The organism is Stenotrophomonas sp. AG209, from assembly GCF_003550055.1.
In the GTDB taxonomy this organism is placed as follows: domain Bacteria; phylum Pseudomonadota; class Gammaproteobacteria; order Xanthomonadales; family Xanthomonadaceae; genus Stenotrophomonas.
The window spans coordinates 443,902-463,682 of the sequence record NZ_QXDB01000002.1; the positions used below are offsets into that span (position 1 = coordinate 443,902).

Here is a 19,781-nt window from a genome sequence, read left to right on the forward strand (position 1 = left end):
CCCTGTCCTCCATGAAGACCACGACCCTGCTGTCCACTTCACTGCTGTTGTCGCTGGCCGTGCTCCCCGGCGTGGGCTGGGGCCAGGTGCAAGCGCCTGCGGCCCCTGCGCAGCCGGCACCCGTTGTACAGCCGCCCGCGGAACCGGCCGTGCCGATGCCTCCGGCGCTGGCCTGGGAGCCGCCGCCGCTGCAGCCGTTCACCGCTACCTACCAGGCCTTCTACAAAAGCAAGGAGGCCGGCGATGCCAGCATGCAGGTCACCCACACCGGCGGCAGCCAGTGGCGGGTGGACATGCAGGTGGTCGGCCGCCGCGGCTTTGCCAGCGTGCTAGGCCTGAACATCGAACAGAGCACGGTGTTCGAGGAGCGCAACGGCGTCTATGCACCGCTCAGCCAGAGCACGGTGCGCAAGGGCCTGTTCCTCGGCAAGAAGGCGGTTGGCACCTACAACTGGCAGGCCGGCACCGCGCAGTGGACCGGCGACGTCAAGAAGGACCGTGCACAGCCGATTCCGCTGCAGCCGGGCGACCAGAGCGCCCTGCTGATCAATCTGGCGATCATGCGGGATGCCCGTCCGGGTGCCACCATGCACTACCGCTACGTGGACATGGGCAAGGTCCGCCAGCATGACTACCAGGCCGCGCCGCAGACCGAGAACGTCGAGGTCGGCGACCTGTCCTACAACGCGCTGCGGGTCTACCGGACCAACGGCGGCAACAACGAAACCATCCTCTGGATCGCCAACGGTGTCCCCACCCCGGTGCGCATCCTGCAACGCGAAGACGGCGAAGACCGCGTCGATCTGCGCCTGATCGAATACCAAGGAGTCTGAGCATGAGCACCCTGACCCGTCCCCTCACCTGGATCGCTGCAGCCGCGCTGTCGGTGGCCAGCCTGCCGGCCATGGCCCTGCAGCCGTTCAAGGCCGATTACCTGGCCAGCTACATGGGCATGCAGGCCAATGGCAGCATGACGCTGAGCAGCGAGGGAGCCAACAAGTGGCGCTACACGCTGCAGGTGAAGAACCAGCTGGCCGACCTGAGCCAGAGCACCGTGTTCGAAGAGGTGCGCGGCCAGCTGCGCCCGCTCAGCAGCCAGGACCGTTCGGCGCTGCTGGTGAAGAAGCGCAACGTGCAGGCCAACTACAACTGGACCAGCAACCAGGCCACCTGGACCGGCGACATCAAGCCGGACCGCGCCGGCCCGATCGCACTGAAGTCCGGTGACATGGATGCACTGCTGATCAACCTGGCGATCGCCCGCGACCTGGCCGCCGGCAAGCCGCTGACCTATCGCATGGTCGACGAAGGCCGCATCAAGAACATGACCTACCGCGTGATCGGCAAGGAATCGATCACCGTGGGCGGCAAGAGCTACGAAGCGACCAAGGTGTCGCGTGCCGACGGCAACAAGGAACTGATCGCCTGGATCGTGCCGGAATTCCCGGTGCCGGCGCGCATGCTGCAGCGGGAGAACGACCGCGATGCGCTGGACCTGACCATCAAGGCGATGAACTGACCGGAGATCCACGTCATCCACGCATGGCGTGGATCTACTGGAAACCTGAAGTAGATCCACGCCATGCGTGGATGGGTGTACCCCAAAGAAAACGCCCGCTTCCGCGGGCGTTTTCTTATTTCTTCGCTTCAGCCGGCTTCTGTTCCTCGGCCGCCTTGAACTCGGTGCGGCAGTCCACGCGGATCTGCTCGCCGGTGCTGCGCCAGACGAAGGTGCGGCAATGGCGGTTGCCGTCCTGGCTGTCATTCACCGCAACGGCATAGAACGACTCGATGATCTCGTCACGCGAGACCGTGCCATCGCCGTTCCAGTCCATGTCCTTCTGCTCGATGCCCTGAGTGATGGCGATATTGGCGTACCAGGCATAGCCCAGCCACGCCAGCACGATCAGCACCAGCGCCAGCAGCGCCTTGCGACGCGGGCTGAACTTGCCGCGCAGGATCATGGCACGCGCCGGATGGTGGCGCCGAGCGAAGACAGCTTCTCTTCGATGTTCTCGTAGCCACGATCAAGGTGGTAGATGCGGTCGATGGTGGTCTCGCCGCTGGCCATCAGGCCGGCCAGGATCAGCGAGGCCGAGGCACGCAGGTCGGTGGCCATTACCGGCGCACCGCTCAGGTGTTCGCTGCCACGCACGATGGCCGTGTGGCCTTCGACCTGGATGTCCGCGCCCAGGCGCAGCAGTTCGTTGACGTGCATGAAACGGTTCTCGAAGATCGTTTCGTTGATCACGCCCACACCGTCGGCCACGCAGTTGAGCGCCATGAACTGCGCCTGCATGTCGGTCGGGAACGCCGGGTACGGCGCGGTGGTCAGGTTGACCGCCTTCGGCCGCTTGCCCTGCATGTCCAGGGTGATGGTGTCGTCGGTGGTCTCGATCTTCGCACCGGCTTCGACCAGCTTGGACAGCACCGCGTCCATGGTGTTCGGCCGCGCACGGTTGACCGTGACCTTGCCGCCGGTCATCGCTGCGGCCACCAGGAAGGTGCCGGTCTCGATGCGGTCGGGAAGCACTTCATGGCGGCCACCGGACAGGCGCTCGACGCCTTCGATGACCAGGCGGGCAGTACCCAGGCCTTCGATCTTCGCGCCCAGCGCGATCAGGCAATGCGCCAGATCGGTCACTTCCGGTTCCATCGCACAGTTGTCGAGGATGGTGGTGCCTTCAGCCAGCACCGCGCCCATCAGCACGTTCTCGGTGCCGGTGACGCTGACCATGTCGAAGGTGAAATGGCCGCCCTTCAGGCGCTTGGCGGTGGCCTTGATGAAGCCGTTCTCGACCACGATCTCGGCACCGAGCGCCTGCAGGCCCTTGATGTGCTGGTCGACCGGACGCGAACCGATCGCGCAGCCGCCGGGCAGCGACACTTCCGCCGCGCCGAAGCGGGCCAGCAGCGGGCCCAGCACCAGGATCGAGGCGCGCATGGTCTTGACCAGCTCGTATGGCGCCACGTGCTGGTTCACCGAACGCGGGTCGACCACGATCGCGCTGCCGCGCGACAGCGTGCCCTGGTCGATGGTGACCTTGGCGCCCAGCTCGCCCAGCAGCTTCACCGTGGTGACCACGTCGTGCAGGTGCGGCACGTTGGTGATCTCCACCGGCGCATCGGCCAGCAGGGTCGCGCAGAGAATGGGGAGAACGGCGTTCTTGGCGCCGGAGATGCTCACTTCACCGTGCAGCGCAGCGCCGCCGGTCACAACGATCTTGGCCATGTATTCGGGATCTTCTGCGGTTCAGCCGGCTTCGGCCGGGGTCACGGTTTTCAGCGCCAGCGCGTGGATCGCGCCGCCCATCAGGTCGCCCAGGGTGGCATAGACCATCCGGTGGCGGGCCAGCGGCATCTTGCCGGCAAAGGCCTCGCAGACCACGGTCGCTTCGAAATGCACGCCATCGTCGCCCTGCACGTCGGCGCGGGCGCCGGGCAGGCCGGTTTCGATCAGGTTGCGGATGGTGTCGGCGTCCAACGGGCTTTCCTAATAAAATGTGCCTCCATTCTACTTCCGCTGCGTGGCGTCCGCATGGCCGAATCCCTGTTGCCCCCCCGTTCCGTCGACCCTGCCAGCCTGGTCGCCAGTGGCCGCCGCGTCTTCGAGATCGAGCAGCAGGCCCTGGATGCCGTGGCCGACCGCCTTGGCGAGGCCTTCCAGCAGGCCTGCCAGGCGATCCTGGCCAGCCGCGGCCGGGTGGTCGCCACCGGCATGGGCAAGTCCGGGCATATCGCCCGCAAGATCGCCGCCACCCTGGCCTCGACCGGCACTCCGGCGTTCTACGTGCACCCGGGCGAAGCCGGCCATGGCGACCTGGGCATGATCACCGAGGACGACGTGGTGCTGGCCCTGTCCTATTCGGGCGAGTCGGACGAAGTGCTGATGCTGCTGCCGGTGCTCAAGCGCCAGGGCAACGTGCTGATTTCCATGACCGGCCGCCCGCAGTCCAGCCTGGCCACCGCCGCCGACATCCACCTGGACGTCAGCGTTCCGGCCGAGGCCTGCCCGCTGGCGCTGGCACCGACCTCCAGCACCACCGCCTCGCTGGCGATGGGCGATGCGCTGGCCGTGGCCCTGCTCGACGCACGCGGCTTCACCGCCGACGACTTCGCCCGTTCACACCCGGCCGGCAGCCTCGGCCGTCGCCTGCTGCTGCACATCACCGACGTCATGCACACCGGCGAGGACCTGCCCAGCGTGGGTGCCGACGCCAGCCTCAGCGAAGCGCTGATGGAGATGAGCCGCAAACGGCTGGGCATGACCGCCGTGGTGGATGCCGATGGCGTGCTGATCGGCCTGTTCACCGACGGCGACCTGCGCCGCGCGCTGGACAGTGCACTGGACGTGCGCACCGCGAAGATCGCCGATGTGATGACCCGCAACCCACGCACCATCGGTGCCGACCAGCTGGCGGTGGAGGCTGCCCGGCTGATGGAGACCCACAAGATCACCGGCCTGATCGTGATCGACGGCCAGGGCCGCGCGGTCGGCGCCCTGAACATTCATGACCTGTTGCGGGCCCGGGTGGTTTAACCGACAGTCCGTAGACCCCATTCAGTCTGTACTGCCCCACCCGAACCTACCGAGCCCGCCGCCCTGATGCCCTGGTCCCCCCTGCCCGCCTTCCCCGCCCACCTGCATGCCGCCGCGGCCCGCGTCCGCCTGGCCTGCTTCGACGTGGACGGCACCCTCACCGACGGTCGGCTGTACTACGACAAGGACGGCAACGAGAGCAAGGCGTACTTCGTGCAGGATGGCCTGGGCCTGAAACTGCTGCAGCAGCACGGCATCCACCCCGTGCTGATCACCGCGCGCAACAGCCAGTCCGCGCTCAGGCGCGGCGCCGACCTCGGCATCGACACCCAGATCGCCGTGGGCGACAAGCTGGCCAGCGTGCAGGCGCTGTGTGCGCAGCACGGCATCGGCCTGGAGCAGGTGGCCTTCATGGGCGACGACCTGCCGGACCTGGCGCCGCTGGGCGCGGTCGGCCTGGCGGTGGCGCCGGCCAACGCCCACCCGTGGATCGCCGAGCGCGTGCACTGGCAGACCCGCGCCGATGGCGGACGTGGCGCTGCCCGTGAGCTGTGCGACATCCTGCTGGCCGCCCAGGGCCACGTGGACGCGGTCCTGGCGAGGTTCGGCGCATGAGCCTGCCGACCGTGAACTGGCGCACCCTGCTCGGCATCGGACTGCTGCTGGCGGCCCTGCTCAGCAGCTGGGCGGCCCTGCGCAACCGCGACAAGGGTCCGGCCAGTGCCGGCCAGGAAGTCGGCGTGGACTACATCCTGCACGACTTCCAGATCGTCGCCCTGGATGAGCACGGCAAGGAATCGACCACCCTGCGCGCACCGTTGCTGGAGCGCCAGCGTGGCGACCAGACCATCAACATCGCCACGCCGCTGTTCGAGATGCCGGACAAGGATGGCAAGCACTGGACCCTGCGTGCCGAGACCGGCTGGCTCAGCGCCAAGGGCGACGAGATGAAGCTGCGCGGCAATGTCGCCGGCGACAGCCCGGCCGACCCGGGCGTGGTGCCGACCACCTTCCGCACCGACCACCTGGACGTGTTCCCCAAGGAGAACCGTGCCCGTACCGATGCACTGGTCACCATGACCCGCCCCGGCATGGAACAGTCCGGTGTTGGCTTCGAGGTGGATTCGAAGAACAACACGTATCATTTCCTCAGCCAGTCCAAGGGCCGTTACACGCCCCGTCGCTGATTCCGCCGCCCTCCTGCGACGTCCCCGGACAGGCGCAAGGCAGGCAGCCCACCCACCCGCCCCCGGTTTCCCGGGCGGCCCCACCGGTAGAACGGACCCCGATGAAGATTCCCTTTGCAGCCGTACTCGCGCTCGGCCTGCTTGTTCCCAGCGCCGCCTTTGCCAAGTCCACCGACCGCAACGAGAACATGAACATCGACTCCGGTGCCCAGTCGGGCGTGCTCACCGGCGATGGCAAGACCGTGCTGTCGCAGGGCGTGACCGTCACCCAGGGCTCGCTGGACATCCGCTCGTCCGAAGCCGAGATCTACCTGAAGGACGGCGAGGCGGTGCGTGCGGTGTTCACCGGCAAGCAGGCCACGATGAAGCAGCAGCTCGACGATGGCACCTGGATGGACGCGGTGGCTGATCGCATCGACTACGACATCAAGACCGAGATCATCACCCTGACCGGCAACTACAAGGTCACCAGCGCGCGCGGCACCAACGCCGGCCAGCGCATGGTCTACAACACCCGCAGCGGCGAGATGAACTCCGGTGGCGATGGCAGCCGCGTGCGCACCGTCATTCCGCCGAAGAACAAGAACCCGGCGGCACAGCCGGCTGCCACGCCCAAAGCGGCGGCGCCGGCCAGCACGCCGGCCAAGCCGGCCGGGAGCAAGAAGTAATGCTCGTCGCCAAGGGCCTGCGCAAGCGCTACAAGCAGCGCGAAGTCGTCAAGGACTTCGGGCTGACCCTCGACGCCGGCGAAGTGGTCGGCCTGCTCGGCCCCAACGGCGCCGGCAAGACCACCTGCTTCTACATGATCGTCGGCCTGGTCGCCGCCGATGCCGGCAGCATCGTGCTCGACGGCAAGGACATCACCAGCGATCCGATGTACACCCGTGCCAAGCAGGGCGTGGGCTACCTGCCGCAGGAACCGTCGGTGTTCCGCAAGCTGACCGTGGCCGACAACCTCCGCCTGGTACTGGAGCTGCGCGAAGACCTGGATTCGGCCGGCCGCGAACGCGAATTGAACAGCCTGCTCGACGAACTGCAGCTGGGCCATGTTGCCGACCAGCTCGGCGCCAGCCTGTCCGGTGGCGAACGTCGTCGCTGCGAGATCGCCCGCGCACTGGCCGCACAACCGCGCCTGATCCTGCTCGACGAACCGTTTGCCGGTGTCGACCCGATCTCGGTGGGTGAAATCCAGCGCATCGTCACCCATCTCAAGCAGCGTGGCATCGGCGTGTTGATCACCGACCACAACGTGCGCGAGACCTTGGGAATCTGCGACCGCGCGTATATCCTCGCCGAGGGCACCGTGCTGGCCCAGGGCTCGCCGGAGGCGATCCTGGACAACGCCGACGTACGTCGCGTCTACCTTGGGGATTCCTTCAAGCTGTGACCGCAGGCGCCGGGGCCCTTTCCTTCCGTTCGGCACAGGCATGAAGACTCGGCTGCAGACATCGTTGGGACAGCAGCTGGTGCTTACGCCCCAGCTGCAGCAGGCGATCAAGCTGCTGCAGATGTCCACGACCGAGCTGGAGCTTGAAATCGCCCAGGCCGTGGAGAGCAATCCGCTGCTGGACTGGGCCGACAGCAACGACAGCAGTGCCGCCAATGAGGGCAGCGACAGCACGGATGCCGACGCCCCCGCCGAACGCACCGACAACGGCGACGACTGGGCGCCGGCCGAACTCGACTGGAGTGCCGCCGGCAGTGGCGGCAGCTTCGACGATGACGATGACACCGGCAGCGCCGCCGAGCGCGTGGCCGAAACCGAGACGCTGGCCGACCACCTGCTGTGGCAGCTGCACCTGTCGCATCTTTCCACGCATGACCGCAGCATCGGCGCGGCACTGATCGATGCCTTGGACGACGACGGCTACCTGCGCGAACCGCTGGCCACCATCGCCGAAACCCTGCTGCCGGCGGTCCATGCCGATGAGGATGAAATCCTCGCGGTGCTGCATCGCATCCAGCGTTTCGACCCGGTCGGCGTTGCCGCGCGCACGCTCGGCGAATGCCTGCAGCTGCAGCTGGACGTGCTGCCTGGCGACACGCCGGGGCTGGCGCTGGCGCGACAGATTGCCGCAGGCCCGCTGGAACGGCTGCCGCGCAGCGGCGTCGCCGGGCTGGCCCATGAACTGAAACAGCCCCTGGACGAGGTCGAGACGGCGGTCGCGCTGCTGCGCTCGCTGGACCCGCGTCCGGGCACGCAGATCGCGCCGCTTTCGCAGGACACCTACGTGGTGCCCGACGTCGTGGTGTGGCGACAGAACGGCATCTGGCGCGCGGCACTGGCCGGCCATGCCGGGCCGAAGGTGGTGATCCACCGCGGCTACGAACAGTTGATCCGCCGCTGTGGCGAGGCCGACGCCGGCTACCTGCGCGCCCAGCTGCAGGAGGCGCGCTGGCTGCTGAAGGGCCTGCAGCAGCGCGGCGAAACCCTGCTGCGGGTGATGCGCAGCCTGATCCTGCAACAGGCCGGCTTCCTCGAATTCGGCGAGCAAGCGCTGCGCCCGCTGACCCTGCGCGAGATCGCCGCCGAGCTGGGCCTACACGAATCCACGGTGTCGCGTGCGATCGCCCGCAAGCACGTGCGCACGCCGCGCGGCACCCTGCCGCTGCGCGCCTTCTTCGCCTCGGGCATCGATACCGAGGGCGGTGGCGAGGCATCCAGCACGGCCATCCAGGCGATGATCCGGCGCCTGATCGACGATGAGAACCCGCGCAAGCCGCTTTCTGACGCCAAGCTGGCTGACCTGCTCAAATCGTCGGGAATTCCAGTGGCGCGACGCACCGTGGCGAAGTATCGTGAAGCCATGAACATCTCCGCCTCGCACGAAAGGGTCAGAATCGCTTGACGCGCCGCCGCGCCCGGCGGAGAGGTTCATTGGCACATCCGAACACAGGAGAAACCCGATGCGCATCGAAACGTTTGGCAAAGACGTCGAAGTCACCCCGGCCCTGCAGTCCTATGTAGAGGAGAAGCTGGCCCGGATCGGAAAACACTTCGACCAGCACTGCGAAGCGCGGGTGACCCTCAAGCTGCAGAAGACCGAACACCACGTCGACGCCAGCCTCAACATTCCGGGGCAGACCCTGCACGCCGAGGCCGGCGGCCAGACCATGTATGCCGCGATCGACCTGCTTGCGGACAAGCTTGACCGCCTGGTCATCAAGCACAAGGAGAAAAAACAGCAGCACGCACCGCTGCCGGTGGGCGACAATGGTGGCTGATCGCCACCGTTCCCCGCAGACATGCCCCTGACTGACCTCCTGGCGGCCGTGCAGACCCAGCTCTGCACGGCCACCGACCGTGACAGCGTCCTGCAGGCCGCCGCCGGGTTGCTGGCCTGCCGCCAGGCCAACGCCGAACAGATCTATCTGAACCTGTGCCAGCGCGAAGCCCTGGGCAGCACCGCGATCGGCCACGGCATCGCCATCCCCCACGGCCGCGCGCCGACCCTGGACCGCCCCCGTGGCGCGCTGCTGCGTCTGGCGACCCCGGTCGACTTCGGCGGCGATGAGCCGGTGGACCTGGTGTTCGCGATGGCCGTCCCCGCCCACTACACCCACCAGCACCTGATGCTGCTGTCCGAGCTGGCAGAGCTGTTTTCCGCACCGGACATCCGCCAGGCCCTGCGCGAAGCCGGCGATGCCCGGGCGCTGCGCGAAGCGCTGGACATGACCCCACCTGCGAGTGCCGCATGAATACCAGCATCACCGCCCGTGAACTGTTCGAACAGCAGCGCGAGCGGCTGGGGCTGCGCTGGGCCGCCGGCAAATCCGGTGAGAAACGCGAGCTGGAGGCCGGCAACACGGTCTCGCGGCGTCCCTCGCTGGCCGGCTACCTCAATGCCATCTATCCCAACAAGGTGCAGATCCTGGGCACCGAGGAACTGTCCTGGCTGGATGCGCTGGAACCGCGCCAGCGTTGGGAAACCATCGAAAAGATCATGCAGTCGCACCCGCTGGCGCTGGTGCTGACCCGCAACCAGGCGTGCCCGGAAGACCTGCGCGCGGCCGCCGATGAATCCGGTACACCGCTGTGGCTGTCGCCCAAGCGCGGCCACGAACTGCTCAACCACCTGTCCTACCACCTGGCGCGTACGCTGGCGCCGCGGGTGATCCTGCATGGCGTGTTCATGGAGATCTACTCCATCGGCGTGCTGATCACCGGCGAGGCCGGATCGGGCAAGAGCGAGCTGGCGCTGGAACTGCTCAGCCGCGGCCATCGACTGGTGGCCGACGATGCCCCCGAATTCACCCAGATCGCGCCTGATGTACTCGACGGCACCTGCCCCGAACTGCTGCAGGACCTGCTGGAAGTGCGCGGCCTGGGCGTGCTGAACGTGCGCGAGATGTTCGGCGACACGGCTGTAAAGAAGAACAAGTACCTTCGGCTGATCGTCCACCTGACCAAGCCGATGACCGAACCCACCCCGCATGGCTACGAGCGCCTGACCGGCGACTCGGGCACGCGCCATGTGCTGGACCTGGACGTTCCGCTGATCACCCTGCCGGTGATGCCCGGCCGCAACCTGGCCGTGCTGACCGAGGCCGCGACCCGCCTGCACATCCTGCGCACCAAGGGGATCGACCCGGCGGCGATGTTCATCGCCCGCCACAGCAATCTGCTGGAACGGCGAACACCCTGATTCCCCTGCCCCTCGAAGAGCCTGTCCATGAGCACCGCAACCCCCACCGCCCCGACCCTGATCATCGTCAGCGGCCTGTCCGGCTCGGGTAAATCCGTCGCCCTCAAGACCTTCGAGGACCAGGACTACTACTGCTCGGACAACCTGCCGATCCACCTGTTGCCGGACTTCGTGCGCAGCCTGCTGGCCAACCACGACGGCAGCGCACCGCGCCGGCTGGCGGTAGGCATCGACGTGCGTGGCCAGTCCGACCTGAGCCAGCTGGGCAACTGGCGGCAGCTGGCCACCGATGCCGGCGTGGAAGTGAAGGTGCTGTTCTTCGAGGCCAGCGACGAAACGGTGCTCAAGCGCTACGCCGACACCCGTCGTCGCCATCCACTGAGCCAGCTGGGCCTGTCGTTGCCCGAAGCGATCGCCCGCGAGCGCGAGCTGACCGCGCCGCTGCGCCGTGAGGCCGACGCGGTGATCGATACCAGCAACCTCAACGTGCATCAGCTGCGGCGGCGGATCATCACCGAGTTCGCGATGGACCATGCCACCGGCCTGTCGCTGCTGTTCGAATCCTTCGCCTACAAGCGTGGTGTGCCCGCCGAGGCGGACTTCGTGTTCGACGCCCGCGTGCTGCCCAATCCGCACTGGGACCCGGACCTGCGCGCGCTCAGCGGCCGCGAGCCGGGCGTGCGTGACTACCTGGAAGCGCAGCCGGACGTGCAGCGCTACCTGACCCAGCTGATGGATTTCCTCGATACCTGGCTGCCGAAACTGGGCGATGGCACCCGCAGCTACGTGACCGTGGCATTCGGCTGCACCGGCGGCAAGCACCGTTCGGTGTTCCTGGCCGAGCGCATGGCCCGGCATGCCCGCGAGATGGGCTGGGAAGACGTGGCCACGTACCACCGCGAACAGGATTGAGGGGGGCCCCGGCCGGGCTGCGCCCGGCACCCGCCGGTAGTGCCGGCCGCTGGCCGGCAACAGCAACAGCAAAAGCGGCTTCCGTGGGATGGCGGTGCGGTGTGCTGTTGGTAGGTGTCGACCTTGGTCGACACAGTAGATCCACGCCATGCGTGGATGAATCCCGGTCAGGCGTCGAAAAACGGATGGGGTCAGGGGAAAAGGGCTCTGACCCCGGTAACGCTGAATACGGGACACAGTGCCCCTCATCTGCTGCTATCGCCGATTCACCTTGACCTGTTAACGTGCAGTAATGACCTGTGGCATTCTCCTCGTAACACATCCCGGGGTCGGGACCGCCCTGCTTGACGTGGCGACCCGGCTCCTGCGGCAATTGCCGCTGAAAACCGAAGCTTTCGAAGTACCGTTCGACGCAGACCTGGACGCCCTGCTCCCGCTCGCCTCGGCCGCCCTGCGGCGGGTCGACAGCGGTGAAGGCGTGCTGATCCTGACCGACCTGTACGGCGCCAGCCCCGCCAACCTTGCCGGGCAGCTGGCCCGGCTGGGGACCCCGGTTCGCCGGGTGTCGGCGCTGAGCCTGCCGATGTTGCTGCGGGTGATGAATTATCCGGAACAGGGACTGGATCAACTGCCCGCCACAGCCGCGGCGGGTACCCGTAATGGAGCGATAGTCGACGATGCTTGAACGAGAACTCACCGTCAGCAACCGCCTGGGCCTGCACGCCCGGGCCACCGCCAAGCTGGTGCAGACCCTGGCGCCGTTCCGCTGCAACGTGACCATGGCCGCCAAGGGCCGTGAGATCAACGCCAAGAGCATCATGGGCGTGATGCTGCTGGCCGCTGGTCAAGGCACTCCGGTCACCGTGCGCATCAACGGCGAAGATGAAGCCGCCGCAATGGACGCGGTGGTCGGCCTGTTCGAACGCCGCTTCGACGAGGACAGCTGAGCGTGCCACGCGCACGCGCCGGCCAGGTCCCTTCCGGCCAGCGGCCGGTACAACTGCTGGCCGGGCACGGTGCTGCCCGCGGCACGGCGATGGGTCGGGCCCGCGTGCGACTGCCGCATGCACTGGAGGTGGCTGAGCAACGCGTGGCCGCCAACCAGGTCGAGGCCGAGCTGGCCCGCCTGCACCGTGCGGTGGATGCCGCGCGTACGGAAATGCACGAACTGCGGCAGCGCCTGCAGGGTGCGCTGAACCAGGAAGTGGGCGAGTTCCTCGACCTGCACGCGCTGCTGCTGGATGACCCCGAGCTGCTGTTCGGGCTGGATGAGCTGATCCGCAGCGGCCCGTACAGCGCCGGCTATGCGCTGCGCCTGCAGCGTGACCGCCTGGCCAGGGTCTTCGATGGCATGGACGATGCCTACCTGAAGAGCCGCATGGACGACCTCGACCATGTGATCGGCCGCATCCACGCCTTCCTGCAACCCGAACGCCCTCCGGTGATGAAGGGCCTGGCCGGCGAGATCCTGGTCTGCGACAACATCGCCCCGTCCGAACTGGCGCAGCTGCAGGCACAGGGCGTGGTCGGCATCGTCACTGCCGCCGGCAGCGCGCTGTCGCACAGCGCGATCCTGGCCCGCAGCCTGCACCTGCCCCTGATCGTCAACGTGCCGCAGCTGCTCAGCCGCATCGCCGACGGCGACGTGCTGATCATCGACGGTGCCGACGGCAGCATCACCGCCAACCCACTGGCCGACAACCTGCGTGACTACCGCGCGCGCCTGAAGGAACACGCGCGCGAGCAGCGCGAGCTTGGCCGCCTGCGCAGCAAGCCCAGCCGTACCCGCGACCAGGTCGATATCGCCCTGCTCGCCAATGCCGAATCGCTGGAGGACGTCACCCAGGCGCATGCGCTGGGTGCGCAGGGGCTGGGCCTGTACCGCACCGAGTTCCTGTTCCTGCAGCGCAACGAACTGCCGGACGAAGAAGAACAGTTCCAGACCTACCGTGATGCCGCGTTGGGCATGAGCGGTCGGCCGGTGACCATCCGCACGCTCGACCTGGGTGCGGACAAGGCCGATCGCACCGGCCTGACCCTGAGCAACGAAGAGAACCCGGCACTGGGCCTGCGCGGCGTGCGCCTGTCGCTGGCACGGCCCAAGGTGGCCGACACCCAGCTGCGCGCGATCCTGCGCGCCTCGGCCTACGGCAAGCTGCGCGTGCTGGTGCCGATGGTCAGCACCCGCGAGGAACTGCTGGCGGTGCGCCGGCGCATGCTCAAGCTGAGCGAACAGCTGCGCAGCGAAGGCCACATGGTGTCCGAGCACGTGCCGCTGGGCGCGATGATCGAAGTCCCGGCGGCTGCACTGGCGCTGGAGAGTTTCATCGACCTGGTCGATTTCCTGTCGATCGGCACCAATGACCTGGTGCAGTACCTGCTGGCCGCCGACCGCAACAACGAGGCGCTGGGTGAGTTGTACTCACCGTTGCACCCGGCGGTGCTGCGGCTGTTGCAGATGGTGATCGAGACCGGCGCGCGCCACCGCATCCCGGTGGCGGTCTGCGGCGAGATGGCCGGTGATGCGCGGATGACCCCGCTGCTGCTGGCGCTGGGCCTGAGCGAGTTCAGCCTGCATCCCGGTACGTTGCTGGAGGTGCGCCGCGCAATCCGCGAAGCCGATCTGGGTGCGCTGCGCGCCCGTGCCCCGAAGTTGCTGGCCGCGCGCGACCGCCGCGCCATCGAACGCTGGCTGGCGCTGGTGGCGGATACGCCCTGAGCGCCCTGCTGATTCGCCGGGCATGCACGCGCGGGGTCAGATCCCTTTTCCTGTGGAAAAGGGATCTGACCCCAGCCTCCCGTCGGGGTATGCGTTGAAACATCCCCTTGCGATAATGACGCGCTGAACACCCCTGTTGCCGCATCCTTGCCGGGATCGCGGCTTTTCTTATCCCGCGGGAGCTGCGATGGCTGAAGCTGTACGCCACGACAAGACTGCGCGCCAACTGCGGATGTTGTCCGATGCACTGGACAGCGGCCGGCTGGGCCCGGTACGTCGGCTGGTCAACACCCTGGCCCCGGCCGAGATCGGCAACCTGCTGGAATCGCTGCCGCCAGGCAAGCGCGAGGTGGTGTGGGGCCTGGTCGACCCGGAAGATGACGGCGAGGTGCTGGTCCACGTCGGCGAAGACGTGCGCGAGAGCCTGCTCGCGGACATGGACCCGGACGAGATCATCGCCGCGGTCGAAGACCTGGACATCGACGACCTGGCCGACCTGGTCGAAGACCTGCCGGATACGGTCATCGACGAGGTCCTCAAGTCGATGGACCGCGAGAACCGCGAGCGCCTGGAGCAGGTGCTGTCCTATCCCGAGGACAGCGCCGGCCGCCTGATGAACCCGGACGTGGTGACCGTGCGCGCCGACGTCAACGTCGACGTGGTGCTGCGTTACCTGCGCCTGCGCGGCGAACTGCCGGACCACACCGACCACCTGTTCGTGGTCAGCCGCCGCCACCAGTACCTCGGCCGGGTGTCGCTGGCGGCACTGGTGACCCACGAGGACACCACCCCGATCAACCGCCTGATCGACGACGAGCAGCCGGCCATCGATGTCGGCGAGAGCGACCAGGAGGTCGCCCGCCAGTTCTCCGACCATGACTGGATCTCCGCGCCGGTAGTGGACGACAACAACATCCTGATCGGCCGCATCACCATCGATGACGTGGTCGACATCATCCGTGGCCAGGCCGAACACCAGGCGCTGGGCGCCGCCGGCCTGGACGAGGACGAGGATCTGTTCAGCCCGGTCTGGCGCGCCATGCGCCGGCGCCTGATGTGGCTGTCGGTGAACCTGTGCACCGCCTTCCTGGCCTCCAGCGTGGTCGGCCACTTCGAAGGCACCATCGACAAGCTGGTGGCGCTGGCCGTGCTGATGCCGATCGTGGCAGGCCTGGGCGGCAATGCCGGCACCCAGGTGCTGGCGCTGATGGTGCGCGGCCTGGCACTGGGCCAGGTGGGCGCGTCCAACGCGCGCACGCTGCTGTGGAAGGAAGTGCGGGTCGCCTTGTTGAACGGCGTGATGCTGGGTTCGGTGCTGGGGCTGATCGTGCTGGCCTGGTTCCACTCGCCCGGGCTGTCGGCGGTGATCGCCATCGCGCTGACCTGCAACCTGCTGTTCGCCGCACTGGCCGGCGTGCTGGTGCCACTGACCCTGAAACGCTTCGGCTTCGACCCGGCGCTGGCCAGCGGCATCTTCCTGACCGCGGTGACCGACTCGATGGGCTTCTTCACCTTCCTCGGCCTGGCCACGCTGGTGCTGCTGCACTGAACCCTGCAGGGTCGGATCCCCGCCACGCGGGGCTCTGACCCGATCCCAACTGGAACACCCATGGCAACAACGATCGAAAACTACTTCCAGCCCGGCTGGCGCGACCAGCAGCACACCTGCCCGGCCTGTGAATGGAAGGGCAGCTCGCGCGCCATGGAGATGGAGCTGGACGAGGACGCCACCGAGTACGACTGCCCGGTATGCGAGAACCCGCTGCTGGTGGTGCTGCACCCGGACATCGCGCAGGTGCAGGCCGCCGCCGCCGACGGCAATGCCGAGGCGCAGGAGCAGCTGGACATCATCGCCAGCTTCCCACGACCGGAGTGACGCGGCGCATGATGCCGCGTTGACCTGCGGCGGACTAGGATGCAGCTGACTTCACTGCCCCGGGAAACGCCATGCTCCGTTCGATTCCGCGCTGGCTGCCCTTGCTGGCGGTCCTGATGATGACCGGCTGTGCCTCGATGCCGGACAGCGCGCGCGGCCGCTTCGAGGGCCGCGCAGTGAAGGTGGACGGCGAGACCGCCTATTACCAGGTCTTCATCCCGGCCGGGGTGCGGGCGGGACAGCCGGCAGGCGCCGGCAACGGCAGCGGCGTCCCGGTGGTCCTGTTCCTGCATGGCTCGGGCGAACGCGGCGGCGACGGCATCAAGCAGACGTACTCGGGACTGGGGCCCTACCTGCGCGAGCATCCCGACTTCCCGGCGCTGGTGGTGTTCCCGCAGGCACCGCGCCATTCGGAATGGAGCGGCCGCAACAACCGCATGGCCGTGGCCGCACTGGACGCGACCATTGCCGAGTTCGGCGCCGACCCGGCGCGGCAGTACCTGACCGGCATGTCGATGGGCGGCTACGGCAGCTGGAACATTGCGCTGGATGACCCGCACCGCTTTGCCGCGATCGTGCCGGTATGCGGTGCCGTGTTCGCGCCGCGCGCCAAGCGGCCGACCCTGTTCGTCGAACAGGTGGCCCAGGAATCCGATCCGTACGCCGTGATCGCCAGGCGACTGCAGCACACGCCGATCTGGATCTTCCACGGTGCCCTGGACGACGTGGTGCCGCCGGATGACGACCGCAGGCTGCACAGCGCATTCCAGGGCACCCACGCACGCGACGTGCGCTACACCGAGTACCCGGAAGGCAACCACAACGCCTGGGACGCCACCTACGCCGACCCGGCGATGTGGGCGTGGCTGTTCGCGCAGAAGCGCTGACCAAAGCTCCTGTCGGGAAACATCTGTTGGTGGGCATGGGAGCTGGTGGGTGCCGACCGTTGGTCGGCATGGGAGTTGGTGGTGGGTGCCGACCGTTGGTCGGCACTATCTCTCCGATCCAGGCTGTTCCTCTGCATTGAACTGCCCATCAATCTCCCATCGGCACCACGCATGCGGGTACTCCCCAAGACAGCTCGCCAAGTTCGCCCGGATCGGGTTGGCGACGATGTACATCGCGTGCCGGAACAGCGATTCATCGGAACGAATGGCGTGATCGTGATAGCTCGATTGCCAGAATCGCCCTGATCTACCCAGCATGCGGTTGGTCCGCAATGCACTGCTCGATTTGAAGCGTTGCATGACGTAGTCCAGCGAGAACGCGCGGAGCTCCACAAGCCAATGGACATGATCCGGCATGACCACATAGGCAAGCGAGTGCGTCAGACCGTCAGCATCAAGACGACGGATCACCTCCATCACCACCTGCGCCGCAGTGGCGTCGTCGAAGTAGTGTCGACGGCCCTGGGTGACGGTGGTCAGGATGTAGGATTGCCCGATCCGGGAATGGCGGCCAAGGCGTAGGCGTGCGCGATTCATCGGCACAAGCGTGTGCTTGCCAGCAGTCACCTTCTATCGGGCAACCACTCCGATGCAGGTAGGCCTGTAGCCAATCAATGGCTACGCTCGCCACTTCACTGGACTGATGGCTCTGTGCCGACCAACGGTCGGCACCTACCCAGGCAGTTCAAGGCGAATTCCCATTGTGCCGACCAACAGTCGGCACCTACCCAGGCAGTTCAAGGCGAATTCCCATTGTGCCGACCAACGGTCGGCACCTACCCAGGCAGTTCAAGGCGAATTCCCATTGTGCCGACCAACGGTCGGCACCCACCCATGCCGTCAAGATTGCGATCAGCCCAGCAGGGTTTCCAGCACGGCCATGCGCACGGCGACGCCGTTGGCGACCTGGCGCAGCACCCACGACTGCGGGCCGTCGGCCACGTCGTCCGTCACTTCCACGCCACGGTTGATCGGACCCGGGTGCAGCACCGCGGCATCCTTGCCGGCGCGGGCCAGGCGTTCGTTGGTCAGTCCGTACTGCGCGTGGTACTGCTCCAGCGACGGCACCAGGCCTTCTTCCATGCGCTCGCGCTGCAGGCGCAGCATCATCAGCGCGTCGACGCCTTCCAGCATCGCGTCGAAATCATCGCCGACCACGCAGCCCTTCAGGGTCTCGTCGTCCGGCAGCAACGACTGCGGGCCGCACACGCGGATCTCGCCCACACCCAGCGTGCGCAGCGCATGCAGGTCGGTGCGGGCCACGCGCGAGTGCTTCACGTCGCCGACGATCACCACCTTCAGCTTCGAGAAATCCGGGCCCTTGGCCTGGCGCAGGGTCAGCATGTCCAGCAGGCCCTGGGTCGGGTGCGAGCTGCGGCCGTCGCCGGCGTTGATCAGTGCGGTGCCCTCACCCGCGGCGTCGGCCAGCGCGGCCACGGCGCCATCATCCGGGTGGCGCACCACGAAGCCGCGCACGCCCATTGCTTCCAGGTTGCGCAGCGTGTCGCAGGCGGTTTCGCCCTTGCGCGTGGACGAGGTCGAGGCATCGAAGTTCAGCACGTCGGCGCCCAGGCGCTGCGCGGCCAACTGGAACGAACTGCGGGTGCGCGTGGACGGTTCGAAGAACAGCGTGCACACCGCCGAACCGGCCAGCACCTGGCGCTTGTTGCCGACGCGACCGACCGCGGCATCGCGGATCTGCCCCGCCCGATCAAGCAGCTGCAGCAGGGTTTCGCGCGGCAGGCCCTCCAGGGTCAGCAGGTGGCGCAGGCGTCCGGAGGCATCGATTTGCTGGGCGGTCATGGCGGTGTCGGGCAGTCAGGGAATGGGGGTGGCGTCGTCCGGCGACGACAGCCAGCGGTCGATGATCACCGCCGCGGCCACGGCATCGAGGGCGGCCGCATCACGGCGGCGCTTGCGCCCTTCGGCGCGCTCGACAGCGAAGCGGCGTGCGGCCTCGACCGAGCTGGAACGCTCGTCGATCATCACCACTGGCAGTTTGAAACGTTCCCGCAGCTGGCGGGCGAAGCCCTGCGCGCGCTTGCGGTTGGGCTGGTCCTGGCCGTCCAGGGTCAGCGGGTCGCCGACCACCAGGCCATCGGGTTTCCATTCCTTGAGCAGGCGTTCGATCGCGGTCCAGTCCGGGCCGTTGCCGTGCACATCGACCACGGCCACCGCGCGCGCATGCGCAGCGAAGGCACTGCCGATGGCCACGCCGATACGCCGCGAGCCGACATCGAAACCCAGAACGGTGCCGTCACGGCGGATGGCCGGGGCAGCAGGATCCGGCGCGGGCATGATGGGCTCAGACATGGCCGCTGTAGTCGGTCAGCCGGAACAGGTCCACGCCGATGCGCGAGGCCGCACCCTGCCAGCGCTGCTCCAGCGGCAGCTGGAACACCAGTTCGGCATCGGCCGGCACAGTCAGCCAGCTGTTCTCGGACAGCTCGCTTTCCAGCTGCCCTGCACCCCAACCGGCACAGCCGAGGGTGACCACGGCATTGGCCGGGCCTTCGCCGCGCGCCATCGCTTCGAGGATGTCGCGCGAGGTGGTCAGGTACAGGCCTTCTCCCACGGTCAGGCTGGAATCCCACGCCCGCGCGTCGTCATGGATGACGAAGCCGCGCTCGGGATGCACCGGGCCGCCATTGAGCACCATGCGCGCCTGCAGGTCGCCATCACCGGTGGTGATGTCCATCTGTGCAAGCACTTCACCCAGCGTGTATTCGGAAGGCTGGTTGACCAGCACGCCCATTGCCCCGTTCTCGTCGTGCTGGCAGATCAGCGCGACGCTGCGGGCAAAGGTCGCGTCGAGCAGCGACGGCAGCGCGACGAGCAGGTGATCGGCAAGGGAGGTCGGCGTTACAGGCATGCCCCCATTCTACCTGCTGGGGGCGGGATGGTCGCGCGATGGCGCGGAACAGCGATGGGCTAGGATGGTGCTTTGCCATGGA

At 67.4% G+C, this 19,781-nt stretch carries 25 protein-coding genes; 18 read left to right on the forward strand and 7 right to left on the reverse strand.

The features are described from left to right. Window positions 1–11: 11 nt before the first annotated feature. The gene (locus DFO63_RS13640; protein WP_049442960.1) at window positions 12–833 is read left to right on the forward strand and encodes a DUF3108 domain-containing protein; all 822 of its coding nucleotides are present in this window, start codon (window positions 12–14) and stop codon (window positions 831–833) included. Window positions 834–835: 2 nt separating this feature from the next. After that, window positions 836–1,519 (forward strand): DUF3108 domain-containing protein, encoded by a 684-nt coding sequence (locus DFO63_RS13645; RefSeq protein ID WP_014036249.1) that lies wholly within the window; start codon window positions 836–838, stop codon window positions 1,517–1,519. 115 nt (window positions 1,520–1,634) lie between these two features. Here DFO63_RS13645 and DFO63_RS13650 read toward each other — a convergent pair whose 3' ends face one another. Genes DFO63_RS13650 through DFO63_RS13660 form a run of 3 tightly spaced genes read right to left on the reverse strand, consistent with a single transcriptional unit; the run spans window position 1,635 to window position 3,484 of the window. Further along, window positions 1,635–1,964, reverse strand: a complete 330-nt coding sequence (locus tag DFO63_RS13650) for a hypothetical protein (RefSeq protein WP_014036248.1) — start codon at window positions 1,962–1,964, stop codon at window positions 1,635–1,637. Next, complete coding sequence (gene murA / locus DFO63_RS13655; RefSeq protein ID WP_014036247.1) at window positions 1,961–3,232, reverse strand: UDP-N-acetylglucosamine 1-carboxyvinyltransferase; 1,272 nt, start codon at window positions 3,230–3,232, stop codon at window positions 1,961–1,963. Before murA ends, DFO63_RS13650 begins: the two co-directional genes overlap by 4 nt. A gap of 21 nt (window positions 3,233–3,253) precedes the next feature. Further along, complete coding sequence (locus DFO63_RS13660; protein ID WP_005408396.1) at window positions 3,254–3,484, reverse strand: BolA family protein; 231 nt, start codon at window positions 3,482–3,484, stop codon at window positions 3,254–3,256. A gap of 54 nt (window positions 3,485–3,538) precedes the next feature. On the opposite strand from DFO63_RS13660, the gene DFO63_RS13665 reads away from it, so the two are divergent. From DFO63_RS13665 to DFO63_RS13740, 16 genes are all read left to right on the forward strand, one after another. Beyond that, window positions 3,539–4,540 carry a KpsF/GutQ family sugar-phosphate isomerase gene (locus DFO63_RS13665; RefSeq protein ID WP_049442962.1) on the forward strand — a complete coding sequence of 334 codons (1,002 nt, stop codon included), beginning with the start codon at window positions 3,539–3,541 and terminating at the stop codon, window positions 4,538–4,540. A 66-nt stretch (window positions 4,541–4,606) separates the two neighbouring features. Then, entirely contained in the window at window positions 4,607–5,155 is a 549-nt protein-coding gene (locus DFO63_RS13670) for an HAD hydrolase family protein (protein ID WP_014036245.1), read from the forward strand. Beyond that, entirely contained in the window at window positions 5,152–5,727 is a 576-nt protein-coding gene (gene lptC, locus DFO63_RS13675) for an LPS export ABC transporter periplasmic protein LptC (protein WP_049442963.1), read from the forward strand. Before DFO63_RS13670 ends, lptC begins: the two co-directional genes overlap by 4 nt. A gap of 101 nt (window positions 5,728–5,828) precedes the next feature. Further along, window positions 5,829–6,395 (forward strand): lipopolysaccharide transport periplasmic protein LptA, encoded by a 567-nt coding sequence (gene lptA, locus DFO63_RS13680; RefSeq protein ID WP_075675157.1) that lies wholly within the window; start codon window positions 5,829–5,831, stop codon window positions 6,393–6,395. Next, window positions 6,395–7,114, forward strand: a complete 720-nt coding sequence (gene lptB / locus DFO63_RS13685) for an LPS export ABC transporter ATP-binding protein (RefSeq protein WP_005415558.1) — start codon at window positions 6,395–6,397, stop codon at window positions 7,112–7,114. Before lptA ends, lptB begins: the two co-directional genes overlap by 1 nt. Before the next feature lie 40 nt (window positions 7,115–7,154). Continuing rightward, a complete protein-coding gene (locus tag DFO63_RS13690; protein ID WP_119007194.1) occupies window positions 7,155–8,576 on the forward strand; it encodes an RNA polymerase factor sigma-54 in 1,422 nt (473 codons plus the stop codon). Window positions 8,577–8,634: 58 nt separating this feature from the next. Beyond that, window positions 8,635–8,952 (forward strand): ribosome-associated translation inhibitor RaiA, encoded by a 318-nt coding sequence (raiA, locus tag DFO63_RS13695; protein WP_005415556.1) that lies wholly within the window; start codon window positions 8,635–8,637, stop codon window positions 8,950–8,952. A 21-nt stretch (window positions 8,953–8,973) separates the two neighbouring features. Then, on the forward strand, window positions 8,974–9,426 hold the full coding sequence (locus DFO63_RS13700) for a PTS sugar transporter subunit IIA (protein WP_032130191.1): 453 nt from the start codon (window positions 8,974–8,976) through the stop codon (window positions 9,424–9,426). Further along, a complete protein-coding gene (gene hprK, locus DFO63_RS13705) occupies window positions 9,423–10,373 on the forward strand; it encodes an HPr(Ser) kinase/phosphatase (RefSeq protein ID WP_005408388.1) in 951 nt (316 codons plus the stop codon). Before DFO63_RS13700 ends, hprK begins: the two co-directional genes overlap by 4 nt. 27 nt (window positions 10,374–10,400) lie before the next feature. Beyond that, the gene (gene rapZ / locus DFO63_RS13710; RefSeq protein WP_049443426.1) at window positions 10,401–11,285 is read left to right on the forward strand and encodes an RNase adapter RapZ; all 885 of its coding nucleotides are present in this window, start codon (window positions 10,401–10,403) and stop codon (window positions 11,283–11,285) included. 292 nt (window positions 11,286–11,577) lie between these two features. Then, window positions 11,578–11,970, forward strand: a complete 393-nt coding sequence (locus DFO63_RS13715; protein ID WP_014036239.1) for a PTS fructose subfamily transporter subunit IIA — start codon at window positions 11,578–11,580, stop codon at window positions 11,968–11,970. Next, window positions 11,963–12,232 carry an HPr family phosphocarrier protein gene (locus DFO63_RS13720; RefSeq protein WP_014036238.1) on the forward strand — a complete coding sequence of 90 codons (270 nt, stop codon included), beginning with the start codon at window positions 11,963–11,965 and terminating at the stop codon, window positions 12,230–12,232. Before DFO63_RS13715 ends, DFO63_RS13720 begins: the two co-directional genes overlap by 8 nt. 2 nt (window positions 12,233–12,234) lie before the next feature. Beyond that, window positions 12,235–14,004 carry a phosphoenolpyruvate--protein phosphotransferase gene (gene ptsP, locus DFO63_RS13725; RefSeq protein ID WP_119007195.1) on the forward strand — a complete coding sequence of 590 codons (1,770 nt, stop codon included), beginning with the start codon at window positions 12,235–12,237 and terminating at the stop codon, window positions 14,002–14,004. A gap of 187 nt (window positions 14,005–14,191) precedes the next feature. Then, the gene (gene mgtE, locus DFO63_RS13730) at window positions 14,192–15,553 is read left to right on the forward strand and encodes a magnesium transporter (RefSeq protein ID WP_008266103.1); all 1,362 of its coding nucleotides are present in this window, start codon (window positions 14,192–14,194) and stop codon (window positions 15,551–15,553) included. 60 nt (window positions 15,554–15,613) lie between these two features. Continuing rightward, window positions 15,614–15,880 carry a hypothetical protein gene (locus tag DFO63_RS13735; RefSeq protein WP_014036236.1) on the forward strand — a complete coding sequence of 89 codons (267 nt, stop codon included), beginning with the start codon at window positions 15,614–15,616 and terminating at the stop codon, window positions 15,878–15,880. A 71-nt stretch (window positions 15,881–15,951) separates the two neighbouring features. Then, entirely contained in the window at window positions 15,952–16,767 is an 816-nt protein-coding gene (locus DFO63_RS13740; RefSeq protein WP_119007196.1) for a prolyl oligopeptidase family serine peptidase, read from the forward strand. Window positions 16,768–16,872: 105 nt separating this feature from the next. Here the strand turns inward: DFO63_RS13740 and DFO63_RS13745 are convergent, their stop codons facing one another. The 4 genes from DFO63_RS13745 to DFO63_RS13760 form a co-directional block, all read right to left on the reverse strand. Continuing rightward, a complete protein-coding gene (locus DFO63_RS13745; RefSeq protein WP_075675162.1) occupies window positions 16,873–17,364 on the reverse strand; it encodes a transposase in 492 nt (163 codons plus the stop codon). 315 nt (window positions 17,365–17,679) lie between these two features. Continuing rightward, on the reverse strand, window positions 17,680–18,630 hold the full coding sequence (locus DFO63_RS13750; RefSeq protein ID WP_119007197.1) for an aspartate carbamoyltransferase catalytic subunit: 951 nt from the start codon (window positions 18,628–18,630) through the stop codon (window positions 17,680–17,682). 15 nt (window positions 18,631–18,645) lie between these two features. Further along, window positions 18,646–19,140 carry a Holliday junction resolvase RuvX gene (gene ruvX / locus DFO63_RS13755; protein WP_049443421.1) on the reverse strand — a complete coding sequence of 165 codons (495 nt, stop codon included), beginning with the start codon at window positions 19,138–19,140 and terminating at the stop codon, window positions 18,646–18,648. After that, window positions 19,133–19,699 carry a YqgE/AlgH family protein gene (locus tag DFO63_RS13760; RefSeq protein ID WP_014036231.1) on the reverse strand — a complete coding sequence of 189 codons (567 nt, stop codon included), beginning with the start codon at window positions 19,697–19,699 and terminating at the stop codon, window positions 19,133–19,135. Before DFO63_RS13760 ends, ruvX begins: the two co-directional genes overlap by 8 nt. Between the last annotated feature and the right edge of the window lie 82 nt (window positions 19,700–19,781).